We start from the raw sequence: 15,346 nt of genomic DNA, 5'->3' as shown, positions 1-15,346 counted from the left end.
ATAATCGCTAGTGTGCTGGATCACAGTTGTGGCGGCCCGTGTGTCTCGTCGAGGGAGTCCGATGTCCATCGTCTCAATCGAGCCCGCCACCGCCGAGCGGTGGGAAGACCTGGAGAACCTGTTCGGACCGACCGGAGCCTACGGGCACTGCTGGTGCACCTTCTTCCGGAGGCGGGCCAAGGACCACACGGCGAGCACCTCCTGCGACCGCTCCCAGCGCGGTGTGGACAACAAGGAGGAGCTGCGGCGCCTGACCCTGGACGGGCGGGTGCCCGGCCTGCTCGCCTACGACGAGGACGGCCCCTGCGGGTGGGTGTCCGTGGCGCCCCGGGAGGACTTCATCCGGTTGTCGCGGTCGCGGTCCCTGCGCCCGGCCGATCCCCGCGAGCCCGGAGTGTGGTCGCTGGTCTGCTTCTGGCTCCCGCCCCGTCGGCGCAGGCGCGGCCTGGGCAGCCGCCTGCTGGACGGGGCGATCGAGTACGCCCGGGCCAACGGCGCGCGCGTCCTGGAGGCCTATCCGGTGGACACCGCCGGAGGGCGGGCGCCCAGCGCCGAGGTCTACACGGGGACGGTGGAGATGTTCCGCAGGGCCGGGTTCACGCTGAACAACCACCACGTGAGCGAACGCGTGGTCGCCCGCCTGGAGCTCAAAACCGAGTAGCCCCCGTCTCCTCTTTCCCCTTTTCCTGATCCGCGTCCCGCCCCCGACCCCCCGCCCCCCTCTTCCGACTTCCGGCCGCCCCGCCGCGCGCAGTCCGGTGCACCCGCCGCCCCGCTCTCCGGTCCGAACACGGGCCGCCCCCGGAGAACGGGGGGAGGGTATCCGGACCGCCCGCCGGGGCGCCGAACGCCTCCCCGGTCCCCGCGGCCGCCGCCCGAGGTCCTCGCACGTCGCGTGCGGGGGCCTTCGTCGTTTCCGGGGGCGGCGCGCTCGGCGGACATTTGACAGCACCATACCCCCAAGGGGTATGTTGAGTGCATCGGAGACCGGTCCCAGGAGGACTGGTACAGCACACATGCCCCAGGAGGCGAAATGGCTGCCACCAGCACCGCTGTTTACACCGTTGACGGCATGAGCTGCGGACACTGCGTCAACTCCGTCACCGAGGAGGTCAGCGGGGTCGCGGGGGTCACCGACGTCAAGGTCGACCTCGACAGCAAGAAGGTGACCGTCACCAGCGACGGCCCGGTCGACGACGCGTCGGTCCGCGCCGCCATCGACGAGGCCGGGTACGAGGTGCGCGGCTGACGCGCACACCGGACCCCGCGGTCCGGACGGGAACGGCGCACCGCCGACCCCGGCCCGCGGGGGAGTTCCGGCGCGCGGGCGGGACGTCCGCCCGCACCGGGCTCCGGGGCCGCCCGGCCCTGGAACGCAGGACCGTCCACGAGAGCACGGGGACGACACGCAGGACCGAGGAAGGGCTATGAGCAGCAGCGCAGCCGCGGCGGGCCGGGCCGACACCGCACCGGTCGAACTGGACATCGGCGGCATGACCTGTGCCGCCTGCGCCAACCGGGTCGAGAAACGGCTCAACAAGCTCGACGGGGTCACCGCCACCGTCAACTTCGCCACCGAGAGGGCCCGCGTCTCCTTCGACGGCACGCCCACCCCGGTGGAGGACCTCGTCGCCCAGGTCGAGAAGGCGGGCTACACCGCCACCGTCCCCCGGGCCGAACCCGAGGCGGCAGAGGACGCCTCGGAACCCGCCGACCCCACCCGCGCGCTGCGCGACCGGGTGATCGTCAGCGCGGTCCTGTCGGTACCGGTCGTCGCGATGGCGATGGTCCCCGCCCTGCAGTTCACCTACTGGCAGTGGGCCTCGCTGACCCTGGCGGCGCCGGTGGTCGTCTGGGGCGCGCTGCCCTTCCACGTCGCCGCCTGGAAGAACCTCAGGCTGGGCAGCGCCACCATGGACACGCTGGTCTCCCTCGGGGTGTCGGCGGCGTTCCTGTGGTCGCTGTACGCGCTGTTCCTCGGGACCGCGGGCATGCCGGGGATGACCCACCCCTTCGAGTTCACCGTCGCCCGCGGCGACGGGTCGGGCAACATCTACCTGGAGGTGGCCGCCGGGGTCACCACCTTCATCCTCCTCGGCAAGTACTTCGAGGCCCGCTCCAAGAGGCGCGCGGGCGCCGCCCTGCGCGCCCTGCTCGAACTCGGGGTCAGGGAGGCCACCGTCCTGCGCGGCGCGGACTCCCGGCAGGAGTCGGTGCCCGTGGACCGGCTCGTCGTCGGCGACCGCTTCCTCGTCCGGCCGGGGGAGAAGGTGGCCACCGACGGCGTGGTGGAGGAGGGCACCTCCGCCGTGGACATGAGCATGCTCACCGGTGAGTCGGTGCCGGTGGAGGTCGCGCCCGGCGACTCCGTGGTCGGCGCGACCGTCAACGCGGGCGGACGCCTCGTCGTGCGCGCCACCCGGGTCGGCTCGGACACCCAGCTCGCCCAGATGGCGCGCCTGGTGGAGGAGGCCCAGAACGGCAAGGCCGAGGTCCAGCGCCTGGCCGACCGGGTGTCCGGGGTCTTCGTCCCGATCGCCATCCTCGTCGCGCTCGCCACGCTCGTCGTCTGGCTCGTGCTGGGGGCGGACGCCCCGACCGCCTTCACCGCCGCGGTCGCGGTGCTCATCATCGCCTGCCCGTGCGCCCTGGGCCTGGCCACGCCCATGGCCCTGATGGTGGGCACCGGGCGCGGCGCCCAGTTGGGCATCCTCATCAAGGGCCCGGAGGTGCTGGAGGACACCCGGCGCGTGGACACGGTCGTGCTGGACAAGACCGGCACCGTCACCACCGGCCGGATGACCCTGACCGGCGTGTCCACCGCCGAGGACGAGGACGAGGACGAGGTCCTGCGCCTGGCCGGGGCCCTGGAGAACGCCTCCGAGCACCCCATCGCGCGGGCGGTCGCCGCCGGGGCCGCCGACCGCGTGGGCGCGCTCCCGTCCCCGGGGGACTTCGCCAACGCCGAGGGCCTGGGCGTCCGGGGGACCGTCGAGGGCCGCGCCGTGGCCGTCGGCCGGGTCGCGCTGCTGGAGGAGGACGGCGCCGTGCTGCCCGAGCGGCTGGCCGCCGCCCTCGCCGACGCCGAGGCCGAGGGCCGCACCGCCGTGGCGGTGGGCTGGGAGGGCCGAGTCCGGGGCGTGCTGGTGGTGGCCGACACCGTCAAGCCCACCAGCGCCGAGGCCGTCCGCAGGTTCCGCGAACTGGGGCTCACCCCGATCCTGCTCACCGGGGACAACCGGGCTGCGGCCCGCGCGGTGGCCGACCAGGTCGGCATCGACGAGGTGGTCGCCGAGGTCCTGCCCCGCGACAAGGTCGAGGTCGTGCAGCGGTTGCAGGGTGAGGGGCGCACGGTGGCGATGGTCGGCGACGGGGTCAACGACGCCGCCGCCCTGGCCCAGGCGGACCTGGGGCTGGCGATGGGTACGGGGACGGACGTGGCCATCGAGGCCAGCGACCTGACCCTGGTGCGCGGCGACCTGCGCGCCGCCGCCGACGCCATCCGCCTCTCCCGCAGGACCCTCAGCACCATCAAGGGCAACCTGTTCTGGGCCTTCGCCTACAACGCCGCCGCGATCCCGCTGGCGGCGGCGGGGCTGCTCAACCCCATGATCGCCGGAGCCGCCATGGCCTTCTCCAGCGTCTTCGTCGTCAGCAACAGCCAGCGGCTGCGCCGGTTCCGCCCGCTGGCGCGGGACGGGGCCGCCGACCGGTCCTCCTGACCGGCGTACGGGAGAACGGCGGGGGAGGGGCGCGGGCCATCCGCGCCCCTCCCCCTCTGTTCTGGGAGGCGTCTCGGCCCCGCCCCGCCCGCACCCACCGCACCCACCGCTCCTGCCGCCTCCGCTGTGCCCGCCTCCGCCGCGCCTGCCCCCACTGGGCTCGCCTCCCTGGGCTTCCCCCCTGCGGGCCCGGCCCCGCGAGACGGCCCGCCGGTCACCATGTGTGTCCGTCTGGGAACTGTGTGAGGTGTCGGGGCCGGAACGGGAACGGGCCCGAGGGGGCCTCTGCCTCGGGGAAGGACGTGAGGGCGGGCCTCGCGCCCGCCCGGGGCGGGCCGCTAGGGTTGCGCGAGGCTGCACGGTCCGGGCGCGCCCGCGCGAACGGTGCGGCTCCGCCGGGCCCGTACGCCCCCGCGTGCGGCCCCGCCCCGGCCGCCGAGTCCTCCTCCGACCTCCCACGTGAAGAACGCGACCCACTCCGTACCCGATCCCCCCAGCCGAGGTACCCGTGTCTTCTGGTTGCCCCCGAGCCGCGCTGCACCGCAGCGAGCCGCACCCCGACCCCTACTCCGTGTACGCCAGGATGCGGGCCGACCACGGGCCCGTGGTCCCGGTCGAGCTCGAACCCGGCGTGCACGGGTGGCTGGTCACCGACTACGCCACCCTCATCTCCTGGTCCCGGGACACCACCACGTTCAGCCACGACCCCAGGCTGTGGCGCGACCTCACCGAGGGGCGGGTCGGCCCGGACTCCGCTCTGGTGCCGGTGCTGGCCCCGCGCACGAGCGCCCTGTACGTCGACGGCGCGGAGCACCAGCGCTACCGGGAGGTCATCACCGAAGGCCTCGGCGGCGTCGACACCGAACACCTGCGCCGGACCACCAGCCGCTACGCCGACCGGCTCATCGACGGGTTCCGCGCGCGGGGGCGGGCCGAACTCCTCGGCGAGTACGCGCGCGTGCTGCCGCCGCTGGTCATGAACGACCTCCTCGGCCTCGACGGGGACCAGGGCGCGCGCTTCGCCACCGCCATACACAACCTGCGGCTCGGCGCGGACGCGCGCAGGTCCGGCGCCGAGGCCGGGCGGGTGCTGGCGGAGGCGGTCGCGGCCAGGCGCCGCGAACCCGGCGACGACCTCATCACCCGGATGATCCGGCACCGGGCCGCCCTCAGCGACGAGGAGGCGGTCACGCAGCTCCTGCTGGTCACCGCCGCCGCCAACGAGCCGACCGCGCACCTGATCGACGCGGTCCTGCGCGCCTGCCTGACCGGCCCCTCCGGGCCCGGCACGGTCCCGCCCTCCGACGCCGCCCTCGCCGAGATCCTCGACCGCGTGCTGTGGCGGGACCCGCCGATCACCAACTTCCCCGTCCTCTACCCGCGCGTGGACGTGCCCCTGGACGACGGCCGGGTGATCGGGGCCGGGTCCCCCGTGCTGATGGCCTTCGCCGCGGCGAACCACTTCTTCGCCCGGGAGAACGCCGAGCGGATGGAGGAGACCGCCAACCGGGCGCACGTGGCCTGGGGCGCGGGGCCGCACCGATGCCCCGCCATCGAGGAGGCGACCACCGTCGCCGGCGTCGCGGTGCGCGTCCTGCTCACCCGCCTGCCCGGACTGCGCCTGGCCGTCCCGCCCGACCAGCTGCGCTGGCGGCTGTCGGCCCTGTCCTGGTCCCCCGTCCGGCTCCCCGTCGAGTTCGCCCCGCAGGAGCCCCCGCCCCGCGGGACCGAGGAGGCGGCGCCGCTCCCGGCCGACCCTCCCGGGCCCGGTCGGCGGGCCTCCGGCCTGTCGTCCCTGCCGGACCTCCTGGCGCGGCTGCTGCGCAGGTCCTGAGGCGGCTCCCGCACGCCCGTGCCGCCCGACGACCCGGGAGGCGGCGATGGCCGACGCCGCACCCGCACGCGTCCGTGCGGCGCGGGCCGGACGGACACGCCCGGTGATCCCCGTCCCGCCGGTCCGGGGCGGCTCGGAGCCCCCGGCGCGATCCGCGCATGTCAGGGGCGTGCGCCCGGATGCCCCGCACCCGGGGAAGACACATGACACCGTGGCGGGGAGCGCCAACAGTGGCCGGGGGATCCTAGACTCGCTAACGCCCAGGGGCTCCTCCTCCGCCGCGCCCCGTACTCCCCGCACCGCCCCTCCGCACAGAGGAACAGCGCCTTCATGAACAGTTCCGAAGCCGACCCCCGTCGCCTCCTGGTCAACCGGTACCGTCTGGACGAGGTCATCGGCTCCGGAGGCATGGGGCGGGTCTGGCAGGGCACCGACACCCTCCTGGACCGGCCGGTCGCCGTCAAGGAGCTGACCACACCGCCGAACCTGCCCCCGCACGAGGTCGAGGTGCTGCGCACCCGCATGCTGCGCGAGGCGCGCAGCGCGGCGCAGCTCAGCCACCCCGCCATCATCACGGTGTTCGACGTGGCTGAGGAGGACGGCCGCCCGTGGATCGTCATGGAGCTGGTCCGCGGCCCCTCACTGGGCGACCTCGTCCGCGACGAGGGCGCGCTGCCGGTCCGGCGGGCCGCCGGGATCGGCGAGCAGATGGCGGCGGGGCTGGCCGAGGCGCACGCCCGCGGCATCGTGCACCGCGACATCAAGCCGGGCAACGTGCTCATCGCGGGCAACGACCGCGCGGTCCTGACCGACTTCGGCATCGCCCACCTGGACGGAGCCACCCACCTGACCAGCACCGGGCTGCTGATCGGCTCCCCGAGCTACCTGGCCCCGGAGGTCGCGCACGGGCACTCGGCCACCCCGGCCTCGGACATGTGGGCCCTGGGCGTCACCCTCTACCAGGCGGTCGAGGGCACCCTGCCCTTCGAGCGGCCGACCCCGATGGCGACGCTGACCGCCATCGTCACCCAGGACCTGCCCGAGCCGGTCAACGCCGGTCCGCTGCGCCCGGTCCTGGAGGCCCTGTGCGAGAAGCGCCCGGAGGACCGGCCGTCGGTCGGCGAGGTGCGCGCCCTGCTGCGCGAGATCCGGGACGCGGACGACACCCCCGAGACGGTCGCCCCCACGATGGCCGCCACCGTGTCCGCGCCGGAGCCGGAGGGAGCCGCGGAGGCGGCCGTCCGCGCCGAACCTCCGGTCCCCGGCCCGGCCCCCCGCCGCGAGGGGCGCCCCGGCTCCGTCCGGCGGACGCTGCTGGTCGCCGCCGCCGTGTTCGTGCTCCTCGTCGTGGGCGCCACCACCAGCCTCCTGGTGAGCATGAACCGTTCGGGCGGGGCCGACACCGGGCTGGTCGACGGCTCGGGCCAGGAGGCCGCCGCCGACCCCGGGGCGGAGGCGTCGGATCCCCCCGCCGAGGAGAGCGCGTCCGCCGCCGAGGAGACGCCGCGGGAGTCCGCGGAGCCCTCGGACGGGGAGTCGGAGGCCGAGCGGGACGAGGACGGCGTCGAGGAGGTCTGGGGGCCCCTCACCCGCCACGAGGACCCCAGCGGCTTCTCCGTGGACGTCCCCGAGGGCTGGAACGTCGAGCGCGAGGGCCACATGGTCTACTTCCGCAACCCCGACGGCGGCTACCTGCTGGTGGACCAGACCGACAACCCCAACCCCGACGCCGGGGACGACTGGCGCGAGTTCGAGCCCGTCGGCAGCAACAACTTCAGCGGCTACGCACTGATCGGCATCGAGGACGTGGAGGCCGACTGGGCGGAGGACTACGTCAGCGCCGCCGACTGGGAGTTCACCTTCGGCAACGGCGACATGCACGCCATCAACCGCGGCTTCCACACCGAGGACATCGGCTACGCCCTGTTCCTGGTGGCCGACAACGACGACCCCGAGCAGAACCGGGCGCTGCTGGACCACATGTCCCGCGGCTTCGAACCGGCCGACCGGGACGACTGAGCGGTCAGAGCGGTCAGAACACGGAGCAGTTGGTGATGTCGGTGAAGGCCTCCAGGGCCAGCGCCGCCGTCACCGAGTTGCCCTTGGCGTCCAGACCCGGCCCCCACGCCGCCACGGAGCAGCGCCCCGGCACGATCGCGAGGATGCCGCCGCCCACCCCGCTCTTGCAGGGCAGGCCGACGCGGTAGGCGAACTCGCCCGCGGCGTCGTAGGTGCCGCAGGTGAGCATCACCGCCATGACGCGGCGCGCGTCGGAGCGGCTGAGCAGCTGGGAGCCGTCCGCCCGCCTGCCGTGGCGCGCCAGCAGCAGCCCCGCCCGGGCCAGCTCCTCACAGCTGACGGTGATCGCGCACTGCCGGAAGTAGTGGTCCAGCACCTCCGGCACCGGGTTGCGCATGTTGCCGAAGCTCGACATGAGGTAGGCCAGCGACCGGTTGCGGTCGCCGTGCTCGTCCTCCGAGCGCGCCACCAGGTTGTCCGTGTGCAGGTCGGGGTCGCCCGTCTCCGCGCACAGCAGCTCCCCCAGGGCGCCGACGGCGTCCCCGGTGTCGGTCAGCAGCTGGTCGGTGACGATGAGCGCGCCCGGGTTGATCATCGGGTTGCGGGGCACACCGCTCTCGAACTCCAGCTGGTACAGGGAGTTGAAGGAGTTGCCCGAGGGCTCCCGGTTGACCCGCTTCCACACGCTGTCCCCGGACCTGCTCATCACCAGCGCCAGGGTGAACACCTTGGTGATGCTCTGCATGGAGAAGCGCGTCCGGGAGTGGTCGCCGACGCTGTACAGGTCGCCGTCCACCGTGGCCACGGCGAACCCGAACTCGTCCGGGTCCACGTTGGCCAGTTCGGGGATGTAGTCGGCGACCCGGCCCTCGCCGATGTGCGACCGCACCCTCTCCATGACGGCGTCGAGCACCTCTGCGTAGTCGTCGCGGTCACTCACCTCTGCCGCAGCCCCCTTCCGTGTCGGTGTCCCTCCACCCCCGGCTACCCAGGACGGGCCCGGGCATGGCTCGGGACGGCCGCGGAGGGGCGGTAAGGGGACCGGAGGCGGCGCCGGACGGCCGCGGAGGCGGCGGAAGGCGGGTCAGCCCCTCCCGTCCAGGAGCTGGGCGTCGTGCACGAGCAGCGCCACCTGGACGCGGTTGTTGAGCCCGAGCTTGGTGAGGATGCTCGACACGTGCGTCTTGACCGTCGGCACGCTCAGGAACAGGGCCGAGGCGATGTCGGCGTTGGACCGGCCCTCGCCGACCGCCACGGCCACCTCCAGCTCCCGGCCGTTGAGCGCCGAGAGCCGCTCGCGCGCACGCAGGGCCCGCTCGCCGCGGTCGTTGGCGCCCACCCGCTCGACCAGCCGCCGCGTCACCGCCGGGGAGAGCACCGACATCCCCCGGGACACCTGGCGCACCGACTCCACGATCTCCGCCGGAGGGGTGTCCTTGAGCAGGAACCCGGCCGCGCCCGCCCGCAGCGCGCGCAGCACGTGCTCGTCGGCGTCGAAGGTGGTCAGCACCAGCACCTCCGGCGGGTTCTCCAGGGCCCGCAGCCGCTCGGTGGCGGTCAGCCCGTCCACCGTCGGCATCCGGATGTCCATCAGGACCACGTCGGGGGAGTGGCGCGCCACCAGGTCGACCACCGCGCTCCCGTCCTCGGCCTCGGCCAGCACCCGGATGTCGGGCGCGCCGCCCATCATCATCACCAGGCCGACCCGGACCAGCGCGTCGTCATCGACGAGCACGACCCCGATCTCCCGCTCCGTCTCGCTCATGTCGGCCACGGTAGCCATGCCGCCAGCCGCCAGCCACCCCGGCCGTCCGGGCCGTGCTCCAGCCGCCCCGAGGCCAGGGACACCCGCTCGGCGAGCCCGACCAGGCCCTGGCCGTCGCCGTCCCCGCCCGACGCCGCGGGAGGGGCGCCGGGGGAGGGGTCGTTGCCCACCTCCACCAGCAGGCCGTCGCCCGGGGCTCCCCGGACCAGTACGCGCGTGGTGGCGCCCGGGGCGTGCTTGCGCACGTTCGTCAGCCCCTCCTGGACGATCCGGTAGGCGGTGCGCCCGGTGCGCTCGGGGACCGTCCCGGCGCACTCCTGCACGAACTCCACCCGGGTCCCGGCCTCGTCGGCCTCCTCCACCAGCTGCCGCAGGTCGGCCATGGTCGGCTGCGGCAACTCCCCGACGGGCGCGCGCAGCACGCCGATCACCTCCCGCAGGTCCTGGAGGGCCTGGTGGGCGCTCTCGCGGATCACCTTCGCCGACCGGGCCACCTCCTCGGCGGGGGCGTCGGGCCGGTACTCCAGGGCGCCCGCGTGCACGCTCAGCAGCGACAACCGGTGCCCGAGCACGTCGTGGATCTCGCGGGCCATGGCCTCGCGGACCTGGTGCTGGGCGTGCTCGGCGCGCAGCTGCGCCTCCGTCTCGGCGTGCACGGCCCGGTCGCGCAGCGACTCCACCAGCTCGCGCCGGTGCTGGACGGTGAGCCCCCAGCCGGTCACGGCGCCCTGGAGGGCGGCCCCCAGCAGGAGGATCACCAGGAACGGGGCGTGCGGGTCGGGCCACAGCGCGGCGTGCACGAGCGAGGCGCCCACGCTCAGCCCGTACACCGCCAGGCTGGTGCGGGGCGGACGGCGCACGGCCAGGGAGAACAGGGCGATGAGCATCACGCCCGAGGCCAGACCGGAGACGGCGGAGTACAGGACGAGCACGACGGCGATCTGGACCGGCCAGCGCCGCCGCCACCACAGCGCCAGGCAGGCCAGCAGGGCGAGGGCCCCGTCGGCGGCCTTGAGCCACACGGGCAGGACCGGTTCCCGGACGGGCAGGTGGGGGAACTCGGCGGCGTTCATCAGCACGGAGAGGAGGGCGATCAGGAAGATGGAGGAGTCCACGATCCAGTCGCGCGCGCCGCACCGCCCGGCCATAGCGTTCATCGACGTGCAGTCTACGTTCGGGGCCGCGCCCGGAGGCGGGAGCGTGCGGGGCGCGGGACGCGCGCCCTCGGCCGTTCGGCCGACGCGCGCCCGGTCAGGGCTGGACGGTCGGCCGATGCGCCGCGCGCGGTCCGGAGCCTAGCGTCGGGGGTATGCGCAAGGTCATCCAGGGCGTCGGCGTCCTGCTCCTCCTCGTCGGCGTCAGCGGCGCCGTCGACCACCTCTGGTACCAGCCGTTCCTGGGTGTGGTCCTCAACTCGTTCAACCGCTTCGTCGTGCCCCGCGTGGCGGCCCTCGAGGGCCACGAGGTACTCGCCAACCTGGCCGTGGCCGCCGTCGGCGCCGCCCTGGTCCTGGGGATGGAGGCGCGGCGGCCGCGGAGCCGGGCCTGAGGACGGGACCGGTCCGCGCGGGTCCGCGCCGGGCCCGTCGCGGCGAGGACGGTTCGTGTCCGGTCCGCACGTCGGTACCTTGTAGACGATGAGCACTCTGGTCACCGGAGCCACCGGAATGGTGGGCCGCCGCGTCCTCACCCAGCTGAGGAGCCGCGGCCTGCCCGCGACGGGCGCGTCCCGCACCTCGAAGACCCGTCTGGACTGGACCGACACCTCCAACTGGGACGAGATCCTCGACGGCGTCAAGAACGTCCTCGTGGTGACGCCGGTCGGGAGCGCGCTGGGCAACCGGGTCGCCGGGTTCCTGGAGAGGGCCGCCGCGGCCGGGGTCGTCAACGCCGTGGTCCTGACCGCCATGGGCAGCGAGTACGCGCCGTCGGACTCCGACCAGCGCGCCGCCGAGCTGCGGGCCAGGGACCTGTTCGGCCGGTGGACCGTGCTGCGGTCCAACTGGCTCTTCCAGGACTTCACCGAGGGGATGTTCGCCGGTCTGGCGCGCTCGCGCAACGGCCGCCTCGAACTGCCGGTCAAGAAGAGGACCGAGGTCAGCTTCGTGGACGCCCGCGACGTGGCCGACGCCGCCGTCGCGGCCCTGCTGGACGACCACAGCGGCAGGGAGTACACGCTCACGGGCCCGCAGCCGCTCACCTTCCGCGAGGTGGTCAAGCAGACCCGGGGCACCGAGAGCCCGGTGTGGCGGTTCAAGGCCGTCGACGAGGCGGGCTTCTACTTCCGCGCCGCGGACCGGGGGTGGAACGACCGCTTCATCGACACCCTCAACGAGCGCTTCGCCGCCGCGGTCCGGGGCAGGGCGGCCGAGGTCACCGAGGACGTGCGCGCGGCGCTCGGCCGCGACCCCATCCCGCTGGGCCGCTTCGTCCGCGAGGCCACGCTCTGACCTCCCGTCCGTGCCTAATGGATCTTCCGCCTAGGGATTCTTGTGAGCGACGGCCCTCGGTGACGGGCAGTCGATAGGATTCCGGCGTGTCCGGGACAGATCATGCGCGGGAGTTCGCGGGAGCCGCTCGACGTCACTTCGACGACGCGGAACTTCTCCGATTCAACAGTCGATGGCCCAACGCCGACTACCACTACGGTTTCGCGGTGGAATGTGCGCTCAAGAGCCTGCTGCTCAGATACCTCGGAGCGACGATGAGCCAACAGGACAAACCCCGGGACGGTTCAGGAAACCTCGGCCATCTGCCCGGCGTGTGGAACCGCGCGCGCCTGGCGGCCCAGGGGCGTTCCGCGACCAGGCTCGTCTCCGCCATGGGTACCGACAATCCCTTCGACGGATACAGCGTGACGCATCGTTATCGTGGGAATCCGCAGGTGGACGCGGAGGTGCTCTCAGAACGGCGGGAAACCGCCCACAGGATGCTCTCACTTCACCAACAAGCTCTCGTGGCTGGAGGACTGCGGTGACGCTCGACCCCGTTCGTTTCGACGAAGCGGCACCGCGTGCCCGTGCCGTGGCCCGATCCATCTCCGAAACCGGCGTTACGGTCGTGGCCGTCCGCGACTTCCTGGGACGCTTCACGCTGCTTCTCGACGATCGCGGTACGCCATTGGACACCGAACAGGTCGAGAGTTGGCGTGCTCAACTCCGAGAGCGCCTCGGCGATTATGCTTCCGAAGAACCGCTGTTGTTGGGGTCGGACCTCTTCGCACCGGAGTCTCTCCTGGAGTCCCCCCGTAGGGTGCTCGCACCGGAGGCCCACGAACGTGGAGGGAACGTCTATCTCCTGGATAACACGGTCGTCGGTGAGGACTGGTCCAAGGTCGCTTCACCCGCTAGGGGGGCCGGATCGGGCGAGACGTCCACCGCGCGTACGGCGCTGTACGGCTTCAAGGGCGGCGTGGGGCGGTCCACGGCAACATACCTGTTGGGCAGGCATCTCGCTGGGCAGGGCCGCTGTGTTCTCATCGTGGATCTGGACCTCGAATCCCCCGGGGCCGGGCCCCTCCTGCTGAACGATGACCACATCCCGGCCTACGGAGTGGTGGATTACCTGGTGGAGGCCGCCGTCGGCAGCGTTGATGACCTGGATCTGGTCGTCCGGGCCTCGCACGTGTCGCTGGAGGGCAACGGAGAGCTCTGGGTGGCTCCCGCACGTGGCGGCGGGCTCAGGGCCTCCCAGGATCCTCCCTACTCCTACGTGGACAAGCTCAACCGGGTCTATGCGGATGTTCCCAGGGCGGGGGCGGGCCCGATGAGTTTCGCCGACCGCCTCGAGGATGCGGTGTCCGCCTGTGAACGTCGGGTCGCGGATCTGAGCAGGCAGCCGGATGTCGTCCTGCTCGACAGTCGAGCGGGGATTCACGACATCGCCGCTGTGGCGATCTCACGCTTGTGTGACCTTGCTCTGCTTTTCGGTGCTGACAACGCACAGACCTGGAGAGGCTACGAGGACCTCTTCCGGGAATGGCAGGAATCCGGTCAGGCGGAGAAGATCAGGGAGAAACTCCGGGTCGTCGCCTCGATGGTTCCGGCCAACCGGAGAGAAGAGTACCTGGAGTCCTTCAGGGACCACGCGGCACAGGTCTTCTCCCTGCTCTATGACGACGTCACAGCGGGTGGTGATGAGCAGGACGCATTCAATCCCAGCCTGGAGGACGACTCCGCGCCCCACGCGCCGCTCTGGATCCTGTTCGCCACCGACTTGGTCGGGCTCGACAGCACGCGGACACCCGACTGGTGTGATCAGCCCTACGTCCAGACGGCCTACGCGGACTTCCTTCGGGCCGCTGGCCGACTCGTCATGAATGAGGACAACCCATGACCCAGGGCATGAGCGCCGCCGAACTGCGAACCCTGTTGAGCGAGGCGCTGCCCGGCGCCCAGGACGCCGACACTGAGCAGCCCGGCCCCAACACCCTCTTCACCCCGACCAGCCACCGACTCGCCCTGGACCCCGAGGTGACGGTGGTCCGAGGCGGGCGCGGTGTCGGCAAGACGTTCTGGTTCCATTCCCTGCTGGACGACAAGCTCCGACGAATCGCTGCCGAGGAGTACCAGATCAGTCGTCTGACCAGGGTGACCGTGACCGCGGGATACGGGGCTCAGCTGAAGCCGGACCTCTATCCGGGGCCCTCGCAGATGCACGCTCTCCTGGACTCGGGGGTGCACCCGGCGGATCTGTGGAACAGCGTGCTTCTGGTCGCCCTCGAAGTGCCCGAGGTTCTCGCGCTGTCGTCCTGGACCGAGCGTGTGGAGTGGACGCGCGACAACCCGGGCACCCGCGATGTCGCGGTCGCGCGGGCGGACCAGGAGGCCAGGGGCGACGGGGTCACCCGTCTGGTGCTGTTCGACGCCCTGGAGCACCTGCACCGGGAGCGCGCGCAGGCGGACCGGCTCGTGAGTGGCCTGCTGAGGCTGGCCCTGGAGATGCGCCTGAGCACCAGGAACCTGCGTTTCAAGGTGTTCATCCGGCCGGACATGTTCGAGAGCGGGGGCGGGCGGTTCGCTGACGCCTCCAAGCTCAGTGCCAACGCGGCCGACCTGACGTGGTCGACGACCAATCTGTACGGCCTGTTCTTCCACTACCTCGGAAACCAGGGATCGCCGGGGCTGTCCGCCGAGTTCAGGCGGCTGCGGGACGGTTGGCGCAACGACACGGACAGCCGTTACCTTCCTCCGGTCGAGCTCCTCTCGAACGGTGAGACGCAGAAGGAGGAGTTCACCCGGATCGCCGGTCCCTACATGGGGGCGAACTACCGCAAGGGGCACACGTACACCTGGCTTCCGAACCACCTGATGGACGGTACCGAACAGGTGAGCCCGCGTAGTTTCCTCAGCGCGTTGCGCACCGCGGTGGACGAGACCCTCGAGCACTACGCGCACCACGACCACGCAATCCACTACGAGGGAGTTCGTAGGGGTGTGCAAGCCGCCTCTCGGACGCGGGTCCAGGAGATCGGAGAGGACCTTCCCTGGGTGCGCACCGCGATCAGCCCGCTGGACGGTGAACAGGTCCCCATCGAACAGTCTGACGTGATCAGGCTGTGGGAGGCAGAGGGCCTGACCGAGAAGCTGGAGCGGCAGGCCCGGCGCGGCGACATCGAGGAGGGTGGAGTTCGTACGGGACCGCGTAACCCCGATGTCTACCCCGAGTTGATCGGTGAGCTCATCGAGCTCGGAGTCATGCGCAGGCGCAAGGACGGGCGTTTGGACCTTCCGGATGTGTACCGGATCGCCTTCGCCATCGGCCGCAAGGGCGGTGTGCCGAAGGTCAAGGCCTCTTGACGTGGCCCTGCCTGGCTTGGGGCGGAACGTGGTTACCTGTCGCCCCTGAGGGCGGGGTCCCTCGCGCGGCCCCGGCCGCGCGCCGGGCGACCGGCGCGCGGCCGGGGCGGGGGCTCGCGCGCTTCCGGCGGAACACGGACGGGAAGGCCCGCCTCCGGAGGGCTTGCGCGACGGTACGGCGCACCATGTGGAAAGACCCCGCTCCACG

The 15,346-nt window shown here is 72.6% G+C and carries 13 protein-coding genes; 10 read left to right on the top strand and 3 right to left on the bottom strand.

Annotated features, from left to right (window positions below; translation table 11 throughout):
* Positions 1–61 precede the first annotated feature (61 nt).
* The 5 genes from EV372_RS08285 (at position 62) to EV372_RS08265 (ending at position 7,575) form a co-directional block, all read left to right on the top strand.
* Positions 62–661 (top strand): GNAT family N-acetyltransferase, encoded by a 600-nt coding sequence (locus EV372_RS08285; RefSeq protein ID WP_013155419.1) that lies wholly within the window; start codon positions 62–64, stop codon positions 659–661.
* A 372-nt stretch (positions 662–1,033) separates the two neighbouring features.
* Entirely contained in the window at positions 1,034–1,249 is a 216-nt protein-coding gene (locus tag EV372_RS08280; RefSeq protein WP_013155418.1) for a heavy-metal-associated domain-containing protein, read from the top strand.
* Between the two features lie 178 nt (positions 1,250–1,427).
* Positions 1,428–3,722 carry a heavy metal translocating P-type ATPase gene (locus EV372_RS08275; protein WP_130395524.1) on the top strand — a complete coding sequence of 765 codons (2,295 nt, stop codon included), beginning with the start codon at positions 1,428–1,430 and terminating at the stop codon, positions 3,720–3,722.
* Between the two features lie 571 nt (positions 3,723–4,293).
* The gene (locus tag EV372_RS08270) at positions 4,294–5,556 is read left to right on the top strand and encodes a cytochrome P450 family protein (protein WP_130398819.1); all 1,263 of its coding nucleotides are present in this window, start codon (positions 4,294–4,296) and stop codon (positions 5,554–5,556) included.
* A gap of 330 nt (positions 5,557–5,886) precedes the next feature.
* Positions 5,887–7,575, top strand: a complete 1,689-nt coding sequence (locus tag EV372_RS08265) for a serine/threonine-protein kinase (RefSeq protein ID WP_130395523.1) — start codon at positions 5,887–5,889, stop codon at positions 7,573–7,575.
* Between the two features lie 13 nt (positions 7,576–7,588).
* Here the strand turns inward: EV372_RS08265 and EV372_RS08260 are convergent, their stop codons facing one another.
* The 3 genes from EV372_RS08260 to EV372_RS08250 all read right to left on the bottom strand — a co-directional run bounded on the left by EV372_RS08260 (position 7,589) and on the right by EV372_RS08250 (position 10,488).
* Positions 7,589–8,515, bottom strand: a complete 927-nt coding sequence (locus tag EV372_RS08260; protein WP_130395522.1) for a glutaminase — start codon at positions 8,513–8,515, stop codon at positions 7,589–7,591.
* Positions 8,516–8,659: 144 nt separating this feature from the next.
* A complete protein-coding gene (locus EV372_RS08255) occupies positions 8,660–9,358 on the bottom strand; it encodes a response regulator transcription factor (RefSeq protein ID WP_026338057.1) in 699 nt (232 codons plus the stop codon).
* Positions 9,337–10,488 (bottom strand): sensor histidine kinase, encoded by a 1,152-nt coding sequence (locus EV372_RS08250; RefSeq protein ID WP_130398818.1) that lies wholly within the window; start codon positions 10,486–10,488, stop codon positions 9,337–9,339. The genes EV372_RS08255 and EV372_RS08250 overlap by 22 nt, the downstream gene beginning before the upstream one ends.
* A gap of 161 nt (positions 10,489–10,649) precedes the next feature.
* Here EV372_RS08250 and EV372_RS08245 point away from each other — a divergent pair, with 161 nt between their 5' ends.
* From EV372_RS08245 to EV372_RS08225, 5 genes are all read left to right on the top strand, one after another.
* Positions 10,650–10,889: a hypothetical protein gene (locus EV372_RS08245; protein WP_130395521.1), complete on the top strand. Its 240-nt coding sequence runs from the start codon at positions 10,650–10,652 to the stop codon at positions 10,887–10,889.
* Between the two features lie 88 nt (positions 10,890–10,977).
* The gene (locus EV372_RS08240; protein WP_130395520.1) at positions 10,978–11,790 is read left to right on the top strand and encodes an NAD-dependent epimerase/dehydratase family protein; all 813 of its coding nucleotides are present in this window, start codon (positions 10,978–10,980) and stop codon (positions 11,788–11,790) included.
* Between the two features lie 86 nt (positions 11,791–11,876).
* Positions 11,877–12,317 (top strand): hypothetical protein, encoded by a 441-nt coding sequence (locus tag EV372_RS08235; RefSeq protein WP_130395519.1) that lies wholly within the window; start codon positions 11,877–11,879, stop codon positions 12,315–12,317.
* The gene (locus EV372_RS08230) at positions 12,314–13,675 is read left to right on the top strand and encodes a KGGVGR-motif variant AAA ATPase (protein WP_130395518.1); all 1,362 of its coding nucleotides are present in this window, start codon (positions 12,314–12,316) and stop codon (positions 13,673–13,675) included. Before EV372_RS08235 ends, EV372_RS08230 begins: the two co-directional genes overlap by 4 nt.
* Complete coding sequence (locus EV372_RS08225) at positions 13,672–15,138, top strand: hypothetical protein (protein ID WP_130395517.1); 1,467 nt, start codon at positions 13,672–13,674, stop codon at positions 15,136–15,138. The genes EV372_RS08230 and EV372_RS08225 overlap by 4 nt, the downstream gene beginning before the upstream one ends.
* Positions 15,139–15,346 lie beyond the last annotated feature (208 nt).

The organism is Nocardiopsis sp. CNZ308 (assembly GCF_004217075.1).
Note: the sequence above shows the minus strand (reverse complement) of the source record. Positions and strands in the feature narration are given on the sequence as shown.